A 17,949-nucleotide genomic window follows, 5' to 3' on the forward strand; every position below is an offset into this window, starting at 1 on the left:
ATCATCTCGTATCAGCGTATAGCTTTGGGTAATATGTGCCAAATTTTGCCGAATCTGGAGAGTTGCAATGCGTGGTGATTTCTACAAACAGTTAACTAGCAATCTGGAGACCGCTCGGGCCGAAGGTTTGTTTAAAGAAGAGCGCATCATCACCTCGGCGCAGCAGGCGGATATTACCGTCGGCGACAGCCACGTGATTAACTTCTGCGCCAATAACTATCTGGGCCTGGCGAACCACCCGGAACTGATTGCCGCGGCGAAATCCGGCATGGACAGCCACGGTTTCGGGATGGCCTCCGTCCGCTTTATCTGCGGCACTCAGGATACGCACAAGCAGCTGGAGAAGAAGCTGGCCGATTTCCTCGGTATGGAAGACGCGATCCTCTACTCCTCCTGTTTCGACGCCAACGGCGGCCTGTTTGAAACCCTGCTTGGGCCGGAGGATGCCATTATCTCCGACGCCCTGAACCATGCTTCGATCATCGACGGCGTGCGCCTGTGTAAAGCGAAGCGCTTCCGCTATGCCAACAACGACATGCAGGAGCTGGAAGCGCGTCTGAAAGAAGCCCGCGAAGCCGGCGCGCGCCACGTGCTGATTGCTACCGATGGCGTCTTCTCCATGGACGGCGTGATCGCCAACCTGAAAGGCGTGTGTGATCTGGCGGACAAATACGATGCGCTGGTAATGGTCGATGACTCCCACGCCGTCGGCTTCGTCGGCGAAAACGGCCGCGGCTCCCACGAATACTGCGACGTGATGGGGCGCGTCGACATCATCACCGGCACCCTCGGTAAAGCGCTGGGCGGCGCCTCTGGCGGCTACACCGCCGCGCGCAAAGAGGTGGTCGAGTGGCTGCGTCAGCGCTCCCGCCCGTATCTCTTCTCCAACTCTCTGGCGCCGGCCATCGTGGCCGCCTCCATCAAAGTGCTGGAGATGGTCGAAGAGGGGGCAGACCTGCGCGATCGCCTGTGGGCTAACGCGCGTCTGTTCCGCGAAAAAATGACCGCGGCAGGCTTCACGCTGGCGGGCGCCGACCATGCCATCATTCCGGTGATGCTGGGTGAAGCGGTGGTGGCGCAGAACTTTGCCCGCGAGCTGCAAAAAGAAGGGATTTATGTCACCGGCTTCTTCTATCCGGTGGTACCGAAAGGCCAGGCGCGTATTCGCACCCAAATGTCGGCGGCGCATACCCCTGAACAAATTGAGCGTGCGGTGGAAGCCTTTACCCGCATCGGCAAACAACTGGGCGTCATCGCCTAATAAGGGTGTGAGATGAAAGCGTTATCCAAACTGAAAGCGGAAGAAGGCATCTGGATGACCGACGTACCGGAACCGGAAGTCGGCCATAACGATCTGCTGATTAAAATCCGCAAGACCGCCATTTGCGGGACCGACGTGCACATCTACAACTGGGATGAGTGGTCGCAGAAGACCATTCCGGTGCCGATGGTGGTCGGTCACGAATATGTCGGCGAAGTGGTCGGGATTGGTCAGGAAGTGCGCGGCTTTAAGATTGGCGACCGCGTCTCCGGTGAAGGGCATATTACCTGTGGCCACTGCCGCAACTGCCGCGCAGGCCGCACCCACCTGTGCCGCAACACCATCGGCGTGGGCGTCAACCGCCCTGGCTGCTTTGCTGAGTATCTGGTGATCCCGGCCTTTAACGCCTTTAAGATTCCCGACAATATCTCTGATGATCTGGCGTCTATTTTCGACCCGTTCGGCAACGCCGTGCACACCGCGCTCTCCTTCGATCTGGTGGGGGAAGATGTGCTGGTCTCCGGCGCCGGCCCGATCGGCGTGATGGCGGCGGCGGTGGCGAAACATGTCGGCGCGCGTAATGTGGTGATCACCGACGTCAACGAGTACCGTCTGGAGCTGGCGCGCAAAATGGGCGTCACCCGCGCGGTGAACGTGGCCAAAGAGAGTCTCAACGACGTGATGGCTGAGCTGGGCATGACCGAAGGTTTCGATGTGGGTCTGGAAATGTCCGGTGCGCCGCCGGCGTTTCGCAGCATGCTCGATACCATGAACCACGGCGGCCGTATTGCGATGCTGGGTATCCCACCGTCGGATATGTCCATCGACTGGACCAAGGTCATCTTCAAGGGGCTGTTTATTAAAGGTATCTATGGTCGCGAAATGTTCGAAACCTGGTACAAGATGGCGGCGCTGATCCAGTCTGGCCTCGACCTTTCGCCGATCATTACCCACCGCTTCGGCATTGACGACTTCCAGAAGGGCTTCGATGCGATGCGATCCGGCCAGTCCGGAAAAGTGGTATTGAGCTGGGAATAATCCCCTGGTGCTGTCGTAAAAATGAGCCCAAAAGGCGCCTGCGGGCGCCTTAATTTAGATTTGGATAACATTTTTAGCCTGCTTAATATTAAGCGCACAATTTCTACATCGATTTTCCGGTTATTCGCTTATACAGTGTGTTTAGTCTCAGTTTAACTTTGTAACTATCATGCTTAAACTCTCCGTATGCTTACTAACCTGTAACTCTGCACGCCTGCTCAGGGAGGTGCTCCCGCCTTTGCTGAAGGTGGCCGATGAATGTATCGTTGTCGATTCCGGCAGTACAGACGACACAGTCTCTATTTGTCAGCAGTTTGGTCTTACCGTCCATCACCATGCCTACAAAGCTCACGGCGCGCAGATGAACTATGCTATCGGGCTGGCCAGCCATGACTGGGTGCTGTGCATGGACAGCGACGAAATTCTTGATAATGACGTGGTGGCGGCCATTCAGGCGCTAAAAGCGGGGGAGGAGCCCGACCCAACCTGTGCCTGGCGTCTGCCGCGCTACTGGTTTGTGCTTGGCAAACAGGTGCGGACGATCTACCCCATTTCCTCGCCGGATTACCCGGTGCGCCTCTTCAACCGCCAGCAGGCGCGTTTTAACGACCGGCCGGTGGATGACCAGGTGGTCGGCCACGCGCGCTCCGTTAAATTGCCGGGCTTCGTTCGCCATGACACCTTTTTTTCGCTGCATGAAGTGTTTAATAAGCTGAACAGCTATACCACCCGGCTGGTGAAGTACCAGCAGATCAAACCTTCGCTGACGCGGGGGATCGTCAGCGCCATTGGCGCTTTCTTTAAGTGGTATCTGTTTAGCGGAGCGTGGCGCTATGGCAAGGTCGGCGTGGTCACCGGGCTGTACGCCACGTTTTACAGCTTTCTCAAATATTTTAAGGCGTGGTACGCCCACGAAGATAATCAGGCGCCCGTCGCGCAAAAACGAACGGACCCCTGAGTGGTCTAGTTGCCGGGATTGTCCCAACCCTGCCATTTGAGGCGATAGTACTGGACCAGCGCGCTCTGGCTGATACTGTCGCTGAGGATAGTGAAGAAGCGGCTGGCGTTTACGGGCTCCAGTGGATGCTTCGGCTTGCAATACTTCACGCCATGGAACGGATTACGCGGTTTCCGCTGCACTGGCAGCGTTTGTTGCGCAGGCGGCTGAGCGTAGTTGGGCGTCGAGTTGTCGACCTGCGGCTCGTTCAGCAGGCTGCTCGGGCGCACCAGCGTGATATCCGACGGCAGGTTATAGACCATCTGCTGCAGCACCCGCACCGTCGTCGGATGCGGATGGCCAATAGCAATCGCCGAGCCGTTGCGTCGCGCCAGCGCGACAGCGCGATTGAACTGGTTACGGATATCGGCTTCGTTCTGCGTATCGTCAAGAAATACCTTGCGCTTAATCACCTTTACGCCGGTGCCCTGGGCGGCGCGCATGGCCTGGGTGTTGCCGATGGTGACGCTGTCGAGAAAATAGAGATTGTAGCGCTCCAGGGCCTGCATCACCTTCTGCATGCCAAACAGGTTGGAGGTCATCGCGCTGCCCATATGGTTATTCAGCCCGACGGCGTAGGGGACTTTGCCGTAGGCCTCGCGAATGATGCGCTCGATCTCCTCGCTGCTCATCTCAGGACGCAGGGTGTCTTTTTCCAGCGGCTGTTTGCTGAGTGGCGCCATCGGCAGATGAATGAGCACTTCATGGCCCAGATTATGCGCTTTAGTGGCCATTTCCCGGGCGTGCGGCGCGTTCGGCAGCACGGCGACGGAGATAGTGGATGGCAGCGCCAGTACCTGATTCTCGGTTTGCGGGCGGTAGCCGAAATCGTCAATAACGATGGAGAGTTTGCCAGCGAACGCTGGCGCCGCCAGAGCCAGCGAACCGGCTACGGCAAGAGCAATTGCGCGAAATTGAAGCAAAACTTATCTTCCCAACCACGGCTGTGGATTGACCGCCTGACCCTGGCGGCGAATTTCGAAATAGAGCGACGGACGGCCCTGACCGCCGCTGCTGCCTACGAGCGCGATAGGCTGGCCGGCACGAACCTGCGTACCGACGCTGACCAGCGCGCTTTGGTTATAGCCATACAGGCTCATGTCGCCTTTGCCATGTTCGACCACCACCACCAGACCATAACCCTGCAGCCAGTCGGCCAGAATGACCCGACCATCGGCAATGGCTCTGACTTCGGTGCCTTCAGACGCGGCGATAACCATCCCTTTCCAACGTAGTTCACCTTGCAGCTGTTCGCCATATCGATGAAGGAGAGGACCGCGAACCGGCCAGAATGCCTGACCGCGCGGCGAGCCCAGCCCGCCGGTGCGTGACATCAGCGAACGCTCGCTTTCCGTTGGTTTATAGGTGGTGCCTTTGCGCGACGCTTCCTGCTGGCGGTCGCGCACCGCCTGCGCGTCGCGTGCTTCCCGATCGGCGCGGGCTTTGGCGGCAGCTTCCGCCTGGGCAATACGACCGCGTAGGCGCGATTCGTTAGCCCGCATTTCGCTTAGCTGTTGCTGACCCTGCTGAATGGAGGACTCGAGTCCGGAAAGGGTCTTTTTCCGTTCGTTACGTGCTTGCTCCAGCTTCGCCTGCTGGGCTTTTTGCTCGTAGACCAGCGTCTGCTGTTGGCTCTGCTTCTCTTCGAGCATCGACTTCTGGACAGCCATCTCTTCACGCGTTTTCTTCAGCTCCGCGATGGTCTCCTGACGGGCCTGGTTGAAGTAGCTGAAATAGACCTGCATCCGCTGGTTGCGCTGACCTTCTTCACCGCTGAGCACCATCTGGATACCGGTGTGTGGCCCCTGACGGAACGCGGCATCGAGCTGCGCGGCGAGATTACGCTCCTGAGACGCGCGCTGGCGCTCCAGCTTTGCGAGCGTGGCGTTCATCTCGTCAATCTGCTTATTGAGCTGGTTCAGGGTATCCTGGGTTTCGCGGAGTTTGCGGGTTGCGGCGGCGATCGCCTCTTCCTGCGCTTTGAGCTGGGCAAGCAGGCTCGCGCGCTGCTGCTGCTGTTGCTTAATCGCCCGCTGCTTCGCGGCGATATCGGCCTGAATAGACTTTAGCTGATCGCGATCGTCGGCGTGAGCAGATGACGCGCACAGCAATACGCCAGCGCTGAGCGCGCTGGCGTAAAGGACGGATCGAACTGCCGTTGCGATCCATGTAGTTGAATACGTCGCCTTTCCCCTCATGGGGAAGGATTATTCCACGATGAACAGCGGCTTGCCAGTCATCTCTTGCGGGATTTCCATTCCCATCAGCGACAGCATGGTCGGGGCGATGTCGGAAAGTTTACCGCCGTTGACCGCTTTAACCGCTTTATTACCGACGTAGATCAGCGGAACCGGCAGGTTGGTGTGCGCGGTATGCGCCTGGCCGGTAGCCGGGTCGCGCATCTGCTCGGCGTTGCCGTGGTCGGCAGTGATCAGCAGCTGGCCGCCAACGGATTCCACCGCCTGAGCGACCTGGTCGATGCAGTGATCCAGCGCTTCAACCGCTTTCACTGCCGCTTCCATCACCCCGGTATGGCCAACCATGTCGCCGTTCGGGTAGTTACAGATGATGGTGTCGTATTTGCCGCCCTTGATGGCCGCAACCAGTTTCTCGGTCAGCTCGGCGGAGCTCATTTCCGGCTGCAGATCGTAGGTCGCCACTTTCGGCGAGTTAATCAGGATCCGCTCTTCGCCTTTAAACGGCTCTTCTACGCCGCCGTTGAAGAAGAAGGTGACGTGAGCGTATTTCTCGGTTTCGGAGATGCGCAGCTGGGTTTTATCGTGCTTCGCCATCCACTCGCCGAAGGTGTTGGCCAGCGAGGCTGGCGGATAAGCGCAGGCGACTTTGATGTCGGCGGCGTATTCGGTGAGCATCACGAAATCGAGATTAACCACTTTCTTACGCGCGAAGCCGTCGAAGTCAGCATTGACGAAGGCGCGGGTGATTTCACGCGCGCGGTCAGCACGGAAGTTCATGAAGATCAGCGCGTCGCCGTCTTCCATCGCGGCATCGGCCTGGCCGGCTGCGCGGATAACGGTCGCTTTCACGAACTCGTCGTTTTCGTCACGGGCGTAGGCGGCCTGCAGACCGGCGACGGCGGTATCGGCCTGGAATTCGCCTTTGGCCAGGGTCAGCAGGTCATAGGCCTGTTCAACGCGGTCCCAGCGGTTGTCGCGGTCCATGGCGTAATAGCGGCCGATGAGCGACGCGATGCGGCCTTTGCCCAGCGCGGCAAATTTGGCTTCGAATTTTGCCAGCGTTTTTTCCGCGCTGCGCGGCGGGGTATCACGACCGTCGAGGAAAGCGTGGAGATAGATCTTCTCAGCGCCGCGCTCTGCCGCCAGCTCCACCATCGCCATGATGTGATCTTCGTGGCTGTGGACGCCGCCCGGCGACATCAGGCCCATGATGTGGACCGCTTTGCCGGCGGCAACCGCTTTGTCGACCGCGGCGGTGAGTACCGGGTTGGCGAAGAAGGTGCGTTCTTTAATTTCCACATCGAGACGGGTCAGGTCCTGATAGACGATACGACCGGCGCCCAGGTTGACGTGGCCCACTTCGGAGTTGCCCATCTGACGGTCCGGCAGGCCGACTTCGAGGCCGGATGCATCGATCAGGGTATGCGGACGTTTGGCCCACAGCGCGTCCATTACCGGCGTTTTAGCGCTGTAAATAGCGTTATCCTGATGCTCTTCACGATAGCCGTAGCCATCCAGAATCACCAGTACCATAGGTTTTTTAGAAACCGACATTGCGACAACCTCATGCTCAAAGACAGAAATTTTGCATAATTTTACTACAGCTGAATCGTTTAAATCCCCGTGAAAGATCAAAGAAAGGGAGCGGCCAGGCCACAGGGCGTCTGCGAGAACGGTTTTTTTCGCCGCCGTCCGCAGAAAATACATTACATCGCGCTCACTGGCTGTAATTGCCGCAAGGCACAGGTATACTCCTTTCCTGGTTTTTTTCTCACTTAGTCGGGAGTTGTAACCCCCCATGCAAGAAATTATGCAATTCATCGGCCGTCACCCGGTCCTGAGCATCGCGTGGATCGCGCTGCTGGGTGCGGTACTGTTCACCACCTTCAAGGGCCTGATGTCGAAAGTCAAAGTCATCACCCGTGGTGAAGCGACGCGTCTTATCAATAAAGAAGATGCGGTGGTGGTCGACCTGCGTCAGCGTGACGATTTCCGTAAAGGCCATATTGCCGGTGCTATCAACCTGTTGCCCAGCGATATCAAAGCCAATAACGTCGGCGAGTTGGAAAAACACAAATCGCAACCCATTATTGTGGTAGACGGTTCCGGCATGCAGGCGCAAGAGCCCGCCAGCGCGCTGAACAAAGCCGGGTTTGAAAAAGTCTTTGTACTGAAAGAGGGCATCGCAGGCTGGAGCGGCGAAAACCTTCCTCTGGTACGCGGCAAATAACTTACCTCGCGTGGTGATGCCGCCGCGTTTTCCCCTGCATGCCTGACGTGAGGGGAAGCTCAGTCCGCGGCGTAAAACCCTCAGGGTAACAACAGGAGTGAAGTCATGGCCAATATTGAGATCTACACCAAAGCGACCTGCCCGTTTTGCATCCGCGCGAAAGCGCTGCTGAACAGCAAAGGCGTAACGTTCCATGAGTTGCCGATCGATGGCGATGCCGCAAAGCGTGAGGAGATGATCCAGCGCAGCGGACGGACGACGGTTCCGCAGATTTTTATTGATGCGCAGCACATTGGCGGCTGTGACGACTTGTATGCGCTTGATTCACGTGGTGGACTTGATCCCCTCTTGCGCTAATTTTTGCGCGCTTTCCCTGGCGGAAGCGCGTATTTAAGGACAACACGAAAGGGTTTTACTATGTCAGAACAAAACAGCACCGAAATGACCTTCCAGATCCAGCGTATCTATACCAAAGATATCTCTTTTGAAGCGCCGAATGCACCGCAAGTTTTCCAGAAAGACTGGCAGCCGGAAGTTAAACTTGATCTGGATACCGCCTCCACCCAGCTGGCTGAAGGCGTTTATGAAGTGGTGCTGCGTGTGACCGTGACCGCCTCGCTGGGCGAAGAAACCGCGTTCCTCTGTGAAGTACAGCAGGGCGGTATTTTCTCCATCGACGGCATCGAAGGCACCCAGATGGCGCACTGCCTCGGCGCATACTGCCCGAACATTCTGTTCCCGTACGCGCGCGAGTGCATCACCAGCCTGGTTTCCCGCGGTACCTTCCCGCAACTTAACCTTGCGCCAGTGAACTTCGACGCGCTGTTTATGAACTATCTGCAGCAGCAGGCTGGCGAAGGTGCAGAACAACATCAGGATGCCTGATGAACGCACTTAATGCTGCAATGACTGTGATCGGTGCCGGCTCTTACGGCACCGCTCTTGCCATTACCCTGGCAAGAAATGGCCACCACGTTGTGCTGTGGGGCCATGACCCGAAACATATCGCGACGCTGCAACACGATCGCTGCAACGCCGCGTTCCTTCCCGATGTGCCTTTCCCCGACACGCTGCATCTTGAAAGCGACCTGGCCACCGCGCTGGCCGCCAGCCGCGACATCCTTGTCGTGGTACCAAGCCATGTGTTCGGTCAGGTGTTACGCCAGATTAAACCGCTGATGCGTCCCGACGCGCGGCTGGTGTGGGCGACCAAGGGACTGGAGGCCGAAACCGGCCGCCTGCTACAGGACGTGGCGCGTGAAGCGCTGGGCGACGACATCCCGCTGGCGGTGATCTCCGGGCCAACCTTCGCCAAAGAGCTGGCCGCCGGCCTGCCGACGGCGATTTCGCTGGCGGCGACGGATCCGCAGTTTGCCGAGGATCTGCAGCACCTGCTGCACTGCGGCAAAAGCTTCCGCGTCTACATCAACCCGGACTTTATCGGCGTGCAGCTCGGCGGCGCGGTGAAAAACGTCATTGCCATCGGGGCGGGCATGTCGGACGGCATCGGCTTCGGCGCCAATGCGCGTACGGCGCTGATTACCCGCGGCCTGGTGGAAATGTCCCGTCTCGGCGCGGCGCTGGGCGCCGATCCGGAAACCTTTATGGGCATGGCCGGCCTCGGTGACCTGGTGCTTACCTGCACCGACAACCAGTCCCGTAACCGCCGCTTCGGCATGATGCTCGGCCAGGGGATGGACGTGCAAAGCGCTCAGGAAAAGATTGGCCAGGTGGTTGAAGGCTACCGCAATACCAAGGAAGTTCGCGTTCTGGCACAGCGTTTAGGTGTCGAAATGCCAATAACCGAGGAAATTTATCAGGTATTGTATTGCGGAAAAATTGCGCGCGAGGCAGCATTGACCTTATTGGGTCGCGCCCGCAAGGACGAGCGCAGCAGCAATTAGCTTTCCTTTGTCACCTGAATGACCCTGCCAGCGCAGAACTGGCAGGTCATTACTATATCGCCTGGAGTATGCAATGCCGTGTGAAGAACTGGATATCGTCTGGAATAATATTAAAGCCGAAGCCCGGGCTCTGGCTGACTGTGAGCCGATGCTCGCCAGTTTTTACCACGCAACGCTACTCAAGCATGAAAATCTGGGCAGTGCGCTGAGCTATATGCTGGCCAACAAGCTGGCTTCCCCAATTATGCCGGCCATCGCCATTCGTGAAGTAGTGGAAGAGGCCTACGCCGCCGATCCGGAAATGATCGCCTCCGCCGCCTGCGATATTCAGGCGGTGCGTACGCGTGACCCGGCGGTGGATAAATACTCCACGCCGCTGCTCTACCTGAAGGGTTTCCATGCGCTGCAGGCGTATCGTATCGGCCACTGGCTGTGGACTCAGGGCCGGCGTGCGCTGGCGATTTTCCTGCAAAATCAGGTCTCCGTCTCCTTCCAGGTGGATATTCACCCGGCGGCGAAAATCGGCCGCGGGATCATGCTCGACCACGCCACCGGCATTGTGGTCGGTGAAACGGCGGTGATTGAAGATGATGTCTCTATTCTGCAGTCGGTCACTCTCGGTGGGACCGGTAAAACCAGCGGCGACCGTCACCCGAAAATTCGCGAAGGCGTGATGATTGGCGCCGGGGCGAAGATCCTCGGCAATATTGAAGTCGGGCGCGGGGCGAAGATAGGCGCCGGTTCGGTGGTATTGCAGCCGGTGCCGCCGCACACCACCGCCGCAGGCGTACCGGCGCGCATCGTCGGCAAGCCGGAGAGCGACAAGCCGGCGATGGATATGGATCAGCATTTCAACGGCATCCACCATACCTTCGAGTACGGCGACGGGATTTGATGTATTGCCACTTGCCGTTGTTAAGCCCAGAAAGGTAGCCCGGATAAGGCGCAACGCGCCGCAATCCGGGAACCGCTCAGGTTAGCTGCGCAACACCGCGCCTGGATATCCCAGCTGGCGCCAGGCTTCATACACCACCACCGACACCGCGTTTGACAGGTTCATACTGCGGCTGTCCGGCATCATTGGAATACGGATTTTCTGCTCCGGCGGCAGGGCATCGAGGATGCTGGCCGGCAGACCGCGGGTTTCCGGGCCAAACATCAAGAAATCGCCATCCTGATAGCTCACCGCGCTGTGCGCCGGTGTGCCTTTGGTGGTCAGGGCGAACAGCCGCTGTGGCTGCGCGCTGGCGAGAAACGCCGCGTAATCCGCATGGCGCTGCACGGCAGTGAACTCGTGATAGTCCAGTCCGGCGCGTCTCAGGCGCTTATCGTCCCAGGTAAAGCCCATTGGCTCAATGATATGTAAATTGAAGCCGGTGTTGGCGCACAGGCGAATAATATTGCCGGTGTTCGGCGGGATCTCTGGTTCGAATAAGACGATGTTCAACATACTGCCCCCTTAATTGCGGGGCAGAATAGCAGATATTTGGTCAACCCTCACCCCGGCCCTCTCCCAAAGGGAGAGGGGGAAAACCGGTGCCGGTCGGTGGGCTGGGGGGCTGGTAAAGGGAACACCCTCACCCCGGCCCTCTCCCAAAGGGAGAGGGGGAAAACCGGCGCCGGTCGGGCGCTGGAGGAAGGCGGGTAAAGGGCTTACCCATCCGTCGATACTTCTCGTGGACTGAGGGGCAGGGAAACGTCGCCGCTAATCTGTCTGCCGGACGGTTCCCTCTCCCTGAGGGAGAGGGTTAGGGTGAGGGGAGAGAGCATAACGGCGCAGCTTATGCCGCGTTATGCTGCTTCAGCGCATCGAAGGTCTGCAGCGCCTCCGCGTTCTGCACCAGCGAATCGCGGCTGATATCCGCGATGGTTTTTGCCCCGGTCAGGGTCATCGCCACTTTCATCTCTTTCTCGATCAGGTTCAGCAGATTCGCCACCCCTTGCTTACCGTGGGTCGCCAGGGCGTACAGATACGCGCGGCCCAGCAGCACGCTGTCGGCGCCAAGGGCGATCATCCGCACCACGTCGAGACCGTTGCGGATGCCGCTGTCGGCGAGAATAGTAATGTCGCCTTTCACCGCGTCGGCAATGGCGGGCAGGGCGCGGGCGGAGGACAGCACGCCATCGAGCTGGCGGCCGCCGTGGTTGGAAACCACAATACCGTCAGCGCCGAAGCGCACCGCGTCGCGGGCGTCTTCCGGATCGAGGATCCCCTTGATCACCATCGGGCCGTCCCAGAAATCGCGGATCCACTCGAGGTCTTTCCATGAAATCGACGGATCGAAGTTATTCGCCAGCCAGCCGATGTAATCCTCAAGCCCGGTCGGTTTGCCAAGATAGGTGGAGATATTGCCCAGATCGTGCGGGCGACCGTTGAGGCCGACATCCCACGCCCACTGGGGATGAGTGACCGCCTGCCAGTAGCGACGCAGGGCGGCATTCGGGCCGCTCATGCCGGAATGGGCGTCGCGATAACGGGCGCCAGGGGTGGGCATATCGACGGTAAAGACCAGCGTCGAGCAGCCTGCGGCTTTAGCGCGCTCCAGCGCATTGCGCATAAAGCCGCGGTCGCGCAGGACGTACAGCTGGAACCACATCGGGCGCTTGATGGTCGGGGCGACCTCTTCGATCGGGCAGACGGAAACGGTAGAAAGGGTGAACGGAATGCCTTTCTCATCCGCGGCGCCAGCGGCCTGCACTTCGCCGCGGCGGGCGTACATCCCGCACAGCCCGACCGGCGCCAGCGCCGTCGGCATCGCCAGCTTTTCGTTGAATAACGTGGTTTCCAGGCTCAGGTCCGACATATTGCGCAAAATACGCTGGCGCAAGGCGACATCGGAAAGGTCCTCGACGTTGCGGCGCAGGGTATGTTCGGCGTAGGCGCCGCCGTCGATATAGTGGAACAGAAACGGCGGCAGGATACGCTGGGCGGCGGCGCGATAGTCGCTGGCGGCGGAAATAATCATCACGAATTCTCCCTGGAATTTTCATTGTGGTCACCGGGCAGGCGGGTAATTCGCGCCTGGCGGGCCTGGTCTTCATCAAAACGTTTAATGGTGGCGTGGACAAAACCTAAGTGGCCCATCATCGCCTGGCGCGCCGCCTCGGCGTCACCGGCAACAATAGCCTCCATAACGGCCTGGTGCTGTTCGGTCAGGCGGGCAAACACCGGCGGCACCAGATACATCCGCTGGCGGCTCTGCTTCACCGAGGATTGTAGAAGCTCGAAAAAGCCGCGCATGGTTTGCAGCAGCACCACGTTATGCGAGGCTTCAGCGATCGCCAGATGGAAGCGGACGTCCGCCTGCGAGGCGATATCCGGGTCTTCACTCTGAGTGGCTTCAAAGCACAGACGAATTTTTTCTTTGTCGGCGTCGGTGGCCCGCATCGCCGCGTGCCACGCGGTGCTGGCTTCGATGGCGTGACGGGCTTCGAGGATATCGAAGCTGTAGTCCGGGTCATCTGCCAGCAGCGTCTTCAGCGGCTGGACGATGTTTTGCTCGGACCATGGCTCATGCTGCCAGCGGACGAAGGTGCCGCCGCCGCGACGGCTCAGCAGCACACCTTCATTGACCAGCATCGCCAGCGCTTCGCGCAGGGAATTGCGCGAGACGCCGAGCTGGGCGGCGAGCTGGCGCTCGGCGGGCAGTCGCATGCCCGCCTCCAGCTGTTGTTCTTCAATCAGCGCCCGGACGCGACGCGCTACGTCGTCGGCCAGGCGTTTAGGCATCACTATCACGGGATCATCCAGGTTAAAACGTAGGCCTGCAGCGTGGTGATCAGGCCCACCATGCAGGTGAAGATCAGGCTGTGTTTGACGGTAAAGCGGAACAGATCCGACTCTTTACCCACCAGGCCTACCGCGGCGCAGGCGATGGCGATCGACTGCGGGGAAATCATCTTGCCGGTGACGCCGCCGGTGGTATTGGCGGCGACCAGCAGGATATCGGAGACGCCAATCTGCTGTGCCGCCGTTGCCTGCAGCGCGGCGAACAGGGCGTTAGACGAGGTGTCCGAACCGGTCAGGAATACCCCCAGCCAGCCAAGGAACGGCGAGAAGAAGGTAAACGCGTGGCCGGTATGGGCCAGTGCCAGGGCCAGGGTCGACGACAGCCCGGAGTAGTTAGAGATAAAGGCGAACGCCAGCACCATCCCGATAGAGTAGATCGGCAGCGCCAGATCCTTCAGCGTCCCGGCGAAGGTGGTCAGCGCGTCTTTCGGCTTCATGCGCAGCCAGACAATGGACAGCAGGGCGGCGAACAGAATGGCGGTGCCGGTCGCCGACAGCCAGTCGAATTTGTAGATAGCAGCGTAAGGGGTCGCTGCGCTGACCACCGGCGGCATGCGGGCGACCATCTTGTCGAGGAACGGTACCGAAATATTGATGACGAAGTCATACATCGCGCCGCCCGGTGCGAACAGCGCTTTGAACGGCGGTACGCTCCACAGGGTCACGGTGGCGGTCAGGAACAGGAACGGCGACCAGGCGCGGATCACTTGTCCCGCCGTGTAGCGAGTGCGGGCCAGCGTCATATCCACCTGTGCGGCGCCGATATCGCCAAAGCGGAAGATACGCACTGGCTGCCAGCGTTTGAGGAACAGGGTCAGACAGACCAGGGAGACCAGCGACGAGATGATGTCCGGCAGCTCCGGGCCAAGGAAGTTAGAGCTAAGGTACTGGGCAATAGCGAACGAACCGCCTGCCACCATCACCGCCGGCCAGGTCTCTTTAATGCCCCGCCAGCCGTCCATGATAGCCATGATCCAGAACAGGACGATAATGGTCAGGAACGGCAGCTGACGGCCCACCATCTGGCCGATGGCGAAGCTGTCGATACCGGTCACCTGGCCGGCGACCAGAATTGGGATGCCCATCGCGCCGAAGGCCACCGGCGCGGTGTTAACGATCAGGCACAGGCCAGCGGCATACAGCGGGTTAAACCCGAGACCGACCAGCAGCGCGGCGGTAATGGCGACTGGCGCGCCGAAACCCGCCGCCCCTTCGAGAAAGGCGCCGAAGGAGAAACCGACGATCAGCATCTGCAGGCGCTGGTCCGGCGTAATCGACAGGATCGACGAGCGAATAATATCGAACTGCCCGGTCTTCACTGAGATTTTATAGACGAAGACCGCGGCGATAATAATCCACGCGATAGGCCACAGGCCGTAGAAGAAGCCATAGACCACCGAGGCTAAAGCGCGGTCCACCGGCATTTTATAGAACAGCAAGGCGACGGCCAGCGCGATAGCGACGGTCCAGGTGGCAGCGACGTAGCCTTTCAGTTTGAGCTTAATCAGCGCGAAAAAGAAAAACAGAATCGGTAGCGATGCGATAAGACTGGATAACCAGATATTACCGGCGGGATCGTAGTTTTGTTGCCAGAGATTCATGCAGGGTCTCCATCGGGCCGCCAGGACAGGAGGGCTGAGTCTGCGCTCATTGCCGATCACATGCTGGGTAAAATTGGCCCGGCCAATTAGGGATAGCAGGGTTGATGACAACGAATGGTTAACCAGATGTTACTCTTAAGCAACGTGTTTGTGATGTGTTTTGATGGATTTGTGAACTACTGAGGGGTTGATGAAATTATTGGTTGGACCAATCGGCCTGGCAGGGCATAAAAGCGTGGGGGAGTGAAGACAGAATGGCCCTCTCCGCACGGAGAGGGTTGGGATCAGAATTCGCTGCGGGCGAAACCGGTCATCTCTTTGAGACCCATTTCCCGGCCGAGAGCGGTCATCGGATGAACGACTACCAGACCGCGGACGCTTTTCTTCAGTTTGCCCATATCGGCCTGCTCTTTTTTGGTTATCGCGCGGCGGAACGGCAGACTCATCAGCTTCTGCGCCTCTTTGCTCAGTTTCTGGCTCTGGACGGAACGCAGGCGCTCAATCTCCGTTTCCAGGGTCGCTTTTTCTTTTTCCAGCTCAGCGTATTTGTCGGCGGCTTCCACCAGCGACAGCTCGGCCTGCTGGTGGCGGATGGTGTCGAGACGATCGCTCAGACGCTTGATTTCATTCTTTTCGACTTCTTTCATGGTGACTTAATCTGTTAATAAAGGGGCTTCATTCGCCTATAGTATGTGCTGTGACCGTCATTGTTGATAGCTTTTTATCAAAAATTCGCCGTTTAGCGCCTGCAGAATGCAATATCATCCATGGCTAATAATTTGAATTTTATTAATATTCTTCCTAATATCTGGTCTAATTTCATTTCTGTGAAGCCTGTCGGCAGATAAGCACGTTTTCCTTAACCCGCGCCGGTTATTTGGCTAATGCTTAATCAGATTATTCCCAAAGAGGAGGACGTGATGGCAAAGATCGGCGACGGCGTACCACGTTTAATCGACAAAGCGGTTGATTTTATGGCTTCCAGTCAGGCGTTTATGGAGTATTTGAAAAAGTCTCCGCGTCTGCAGCATGTACCGCGAGACATCCCTCAGGAGAAGGAAGCGTTGTTTCTGCAGCGTCTGGAATATTATCGTCAGCTTTACCGGCCGACCTGCGACCAGACGGAGCCGGAATCAGAGCGTTGATTTCTGGAAGGCTTTTTTTAAGCTGATTCGTGAAATCAGCTCAGTCAGGGACAACACCATTGTTGAGCGCACCATCTGCTGGTAACGCAGCTTCTGCATTGCCAGCAGTTCTGCATCGCTGTCATCAAACTGCGGCGTTGGCGGCAGGGCGGTGACGCAGTGCAGCTCGCCGAACGGACCGATAATTTCGTCGTCGGTGAAGCTGTACTCATTGCCGTCGTGGTTAAGCTCTTCGCGCAGGGCCATCAGCAGTTCAGCGTCTTCATACTCGGCACGACTTATCACCCCAAGGCCATAAATCAGCTTCAGGCGTACAGAGAGATCGCCGAGCGGCCCGCTGCCCTCCAGCAAGGGCTCGACGGCGTATTTCACCGCGTAGTCGTCTTTACGGAACACCTGAAGCACCAGAATATTGACCGCTTCCGTTAACAGCTCGACGGTGGCGATCAGGAAGCTTCGTACGGTTTTGCCAGCATTCAGACGCTCAAGCACACGGTTTTCAAATGCTTGTGTTTCTTCCATCATTGCCTGCATATCTGACAGGAGTCGTAATGGGCGCGACGTCGGTCGCGCCAGGTTGTACATCATTTTACCGCGTTGTAGTCGCTAACGGCCTCCGCGACAACAGCGCTTGCAGCGTCCAGGCCGGAAATCTGCGCCAGCGCCGCCTGCGGCCCCTTGTCAGCGATCAGTGCCGCCAGCTCCTGCGCCTGCGGATCGTCTTCGCTACGGAAATGCATCGCCGCCGCAATCCCTTTCACCAGGTTGCGGTGCGGCAGACCGTATTCCAGGGTACCCAACAGCGGCTTAATTAAACGGTCGCCAGCGCTCAGTTTGCGCAGCGGCTGACGGCCAACGCGCTCAACATCGTCTTTCAGGTACGGGTTCTCGAAACGTCCCAAAATTTTCTGGATATAAGCTGCGTGCTTCTGGGCATCAAAGCTGTAGCGTTTGATCAGCACCGCGCCGCTCTCTTCCATCGCGCCTTTAACGACGGCACGAATGCTCTCATCGAGGATCGCATCGCGAATCGTCTGGTGGCCCGCCAGTTTCCCGAGGTAGGCGGTTATAGCATGCCCGGTGTTTAAGGTGAATAGCTTGCGTTCGACAAATGCCATCAGGTTATCGGTTAATTCCATTCCCGGGATGTTCGGCAGCTCGCCCTTAAACTGGGTTTTATCCACAATCCATTCGCTGAAGGTTTCCACAGTGACTTCCAGCGGATCGTTGGTGGCGGAGGCTGACGGCGGCACGATACGGTCTACGGCGGAGTCGACGAAGCCGATATGCGCTTCCACCCACGCTTTATCTTCTTCCGCCAGCGCGTTAAACACGTGGCCTTTTAACTGCGTGGTGCCGCGCACCATATTTTCGCAGGCGATAATGTTCAGCGGGCGTTCGCTGCCCTGTGCTTTGCGCTTCGCCAGCCCTTTGGCGATCGCCGGGGCGATACGTTCGAGCACGACGGGGCCGACGGCGGTAGTGAGCAGATCGACCTCAGCGATCAGGTCCACCACCTCATCGCCGATGCTGCTGACGGCATTGACGCCGGAGACGGTATCCACCTGCTCATTTTCGCCGACGACGTGAACCTGATAGCTATGACGGGCATTCAGGGCATCAAGTACGGTCTGATTGACATCGGCGAACGTCAGTTCGATGCCCGCGTCGGCCAGCAATTTACCGATAAAGCCACGTCCGATATTACCTGCGCCAAAATGTAATGCTTTCATAGTATTAACCTTCAATTAATGTTTTTACCTGAGAGGGCTGGGGTGAGGCTTT

The 17,949-nt window shown here is 58.3% G+C and carries 19 protein-coding genes; 9 read left to right on the forward strand and 10 right to left on the reverse strand.

The annotated features are described in order from the left end of the window. Positions 1-67 precede the first annotated feature (67 nt). The 3 genes from kbl (at position 68) to B8P98_RS00805 (ending at position 3,257) form a co-directional block, all read left to right on the forward strand. A complete protein-coding gene (gene kbl, locus B8P98_RS00795; RefSeq protein WP_012967063.1) occupies positions 68-1,261 on the forward strand; it encodes a glycine C-acetyltransferase in 1,194 nt (397 codons plus the stop codon). Positions 1,262-1,273: 12 nt separating this feature from the next. Beyond that, positions 1,274-2,299, forward strand: a complete 1,026-nt coding sequence (tdh, locus tag B8P98_RS00800) for an L-threonine 3-dehydrogenase (RefSeq protein WP_025712176.1) — start codon at positions 1,274-1,276, stop codon at positions 2,297-2,299. Positions 2,300-2,468: 169 nt separating this feature from the next. Next, positions 2,469-3,257 (forward strand): glycosyltransferase family 2 protein, encoded by a 789-nt coding sequence (locus B8P98_RS00805; RefSeq protein ID WP_025712175.1) that lies wholly within the window; start codon positions 2,469-2,471, stop codon positions 3,255-3,257. Positions 3,258-3,262: 5 nt separating this feature from the next. Here the strand turns inward: B8P98_RS00805 and B8P98_RS00810 are convergent, their stop codons facing one another. Genes B8P98_RS00810 through gpmM form a run of 3 tightly spaced genes read right to left on the reverse strand, consistent with a single transcriptional unit; the run spans position 3,263 to position 7,048 of the window. Beyond that, the gene (locus B8P98_RS00810) at positions 3,263-4,219 is read right to left on the reverse strand and encodes a divergent polysaccharide deacetylase family protein (RefSeq protein ID WP_025712174.1); all 957 of its coding nucleotides are present in this window, start codon (positions 4,217-4,219) and stop codon (positions 3,263-3,265) included. 3 nt (positions 4,220-4,222) lie between these two features. Then, positions 4,223-5,494 carry a murein hydrolase activator EnvC gene (envC, locus tag B8P98_RS00815; protein ID WP_025712172.1) on the reverse strand — a complete coding sequence of 424 codons (1,272 nt, stop codon included), beginning with the start codon at positions 5,492-5,494 and terminating at the stop codon, positions 4,223-4,225. A gap of 9 nt (positions 5,495-5,503) precedes the next feature. Next, complete coding sequence (gene gpmM, locus B8P98_RS00820) at positions 5,504-7,048, reverse strand: 2,3-bisphosphoglycerate-independent phosphoglycerate mutase (protein ID WP_025712171.1); 1,545 nt, start codon at positions 7,046-7,048, stop codon at positions 5,504-5,506. 244 nt (positions 7,049-7,292) lie between these two features. On the opposite strand from gpmM, the gene B8P98_RS00825 reads away from it, so the two are divergent. The 5 genes from B8P98_RS00825 (at position 7,293) to cysE (ending at position 10,523) form a co-directional block, all read left to right on the forward strand. Then, positions 7,293-7,724 carry a rhodanese-like domain-containing protein gene (locus B8P98_RS00825; protein ID WP_023291350.1) on the forward strand — a complete coding sequence of 144 codons (432 nt, stop codon included), beginning with the start codon at positions 7,293-7,295 and terminating at the stop codon, positions 7,722-7,724. A 105-nt stretch (positions 7,725-7,829) separates the two neighbouring features. Continuing rightward, positions 7,830-8,081, forward strand: coding sequence for a glutaredoxin 3 (gene grxC / locus B8P98_RS00830; protein ID WP_002922429.1), 252 nt, complete (start codon positions 7,830-7,832; stop codon positions 8,079-8,081). A 60-nt stretch (positions 8,082-8,141) separates the two neighbouring features. Then, complete coding sequence (gene secB, locus B8P98_RS00835; protein WP_023291349.1) at positions 8,142-8,609, forward strand: protein-export chaperone SecB; 468 nt, start codon at positions 8,142-8,144, stop codon at positions 8,607-8,609. Further along, on the forward strand, positions 8,609-9,628 hold the full coding sequence (gene gpsA, locus B8P98_RS00840; protein WP_004205045.1) for an NAD(P)H-dependent glycerol-3-phosphate dehydrogenase: 1,020 nt from the start codon (positions 8,609-8,611) through the stop codon (positions 9,626-9,628). The genes secB and gpsA overlap by 1 nt, the downstream gene beginning before the upstream one ends. Before the next feature lie 73 nt (positions 9,629-9,701). Continuing rightward, positions 9,702-10,523, forward strand: a complete 822-nt coding sequence (gene cysE / locus B8P98_RS00845; RefSeq protein WP_002922426.1) for a serine O-acetyltransferase — start codon at positions 9,702-9,704, stop codon at positions 10,521-10,523. A gap of 81 nt (positions 10,524-10,604) precedes the next feature. Here the strand turns inward: cysE and trmL are convergent, their stop codons facing one another. From trmL to B8P98_RS00870, 5 genes are all read right to left on the reverse strand, one after another. Next, the gene (trmL, locus tag B8P98_RS00850) at positions 10,605-11,078 is read right to left on the reverse strand and encodes a tRNA (uridine(34)/cytosine(34)/5-carboxymethylaminomethyluridine(34)-2'-O)-methyltransferase TrmL (RefSeq protein WP_016161951.1); all 474 of its coding nucleotides are present in this window, start codon (positions 11,076-11,078) and stop codon (positions 10,605-10,607) included. 331 nt (positions 11,079-11,409) lie between these two features. Then, positions 11,410-12,594, reverse strand: coding sequence for an FMN-dependent L-lactate dehydrogenase LldD (lldD, locus tag B8P98_RS00855; RefSeq protein WP_025712168.1), 1,185 nt, complete (start codon positions 12,592-12,594; stop codon positions 11,410-11,412). Continuing rightward, complete coding sequence (gene lldR / locus B8P98_RS00860) at positions 12,594-13,367, reverse strand: transcriptional regulator LldR (RefSeq protein WP_025712167.1); 774 nt, start codon at positions 13,365-13,367, stop codon at positions 12,594-12,596. Before lldR ends, lldD begins: the two co-directional genes overlap by 1 nt. After that, positions 13,364-15,019 (reverse strand): L-lactate permease, encoded by a 1,656-nt coding sequence (lldP, locus tag B8P98_RS00865; RefSeq protein ID WP_025712166.1) that lies wholly within the window; start codon positions 15,017-15,019, stop codon positions 13,364-13,366. Before lldP ends, lldR begins: the two co-directional genes overlap by 4 nt. A gap of 284 nt (positions 15,020-15,303) precedes the next feature. Beyond that, entirely contained in the window at positions 15,304-15,666 is a 363-nt protein-coding gene (locus B8P98_RS00870; protein WP_025712165.1) for a YibL family ribosome-associated protein, read from the reverse strand. A gap of 273 nt (positions 15,667-15,939) precedes the next feature. On the opposite strand from B8P98_RS00870, the gene B8P98_RS00875 reads away from it, so the two are divergent. Beyond that, positions 15,940-16,164, forward strand: a complete 225-nt coding sequence (locus tag B8P98_RS00875; protein ID WP_025712164.1) for a hypothetical protein — start codon at positions 15,940-15,942, stop codon at positions 16,162-16,164. Here the strand turns inward: B8P98_RS00875 and mtlR are convergent. After that, entirely contained in the window at positions 16,153-16,749 is a 597-nt protein-coding gene (mtlR, locus tag B8P98_RS00880; RefSeq protein WP_025712163.1) for a mannitol operon repressor MtlR, read from the reverse strand. The two genes, B8P98_RS00875 and mtlR, sit on opposite strands and share 12 nt — an antisense overlap. Beyond that, complete coding sequence (gene mtlD, locus B8P98_RS00885) at positions 16,749-17,897, reverse strand: mannitol-1-phosphate 5-dehydrogenase (RefSeq protein WP_025712162.1); 1,149 nt, start codon at positions 17,895-17,897, stop codon at positions 16,749-16,751. The genes mtlR and mtlD overlap by 1 nt, the downstream gene beginning before the upstream one ends. Positions 17,898-17,949: the final 52 nt, after the last annotated feature.

The sequence above is a fragment of the Klebsiella quasivariicola genome, from assembly GCF_002269255.1.
Classification (GTDB): domain Bacteria; phylum Pseudomonadota; class Gammaproteobacteria; order Enterobacterales; family Enterobacteriaceae; genus Klebsiella; species Klebsiella quasivariicola.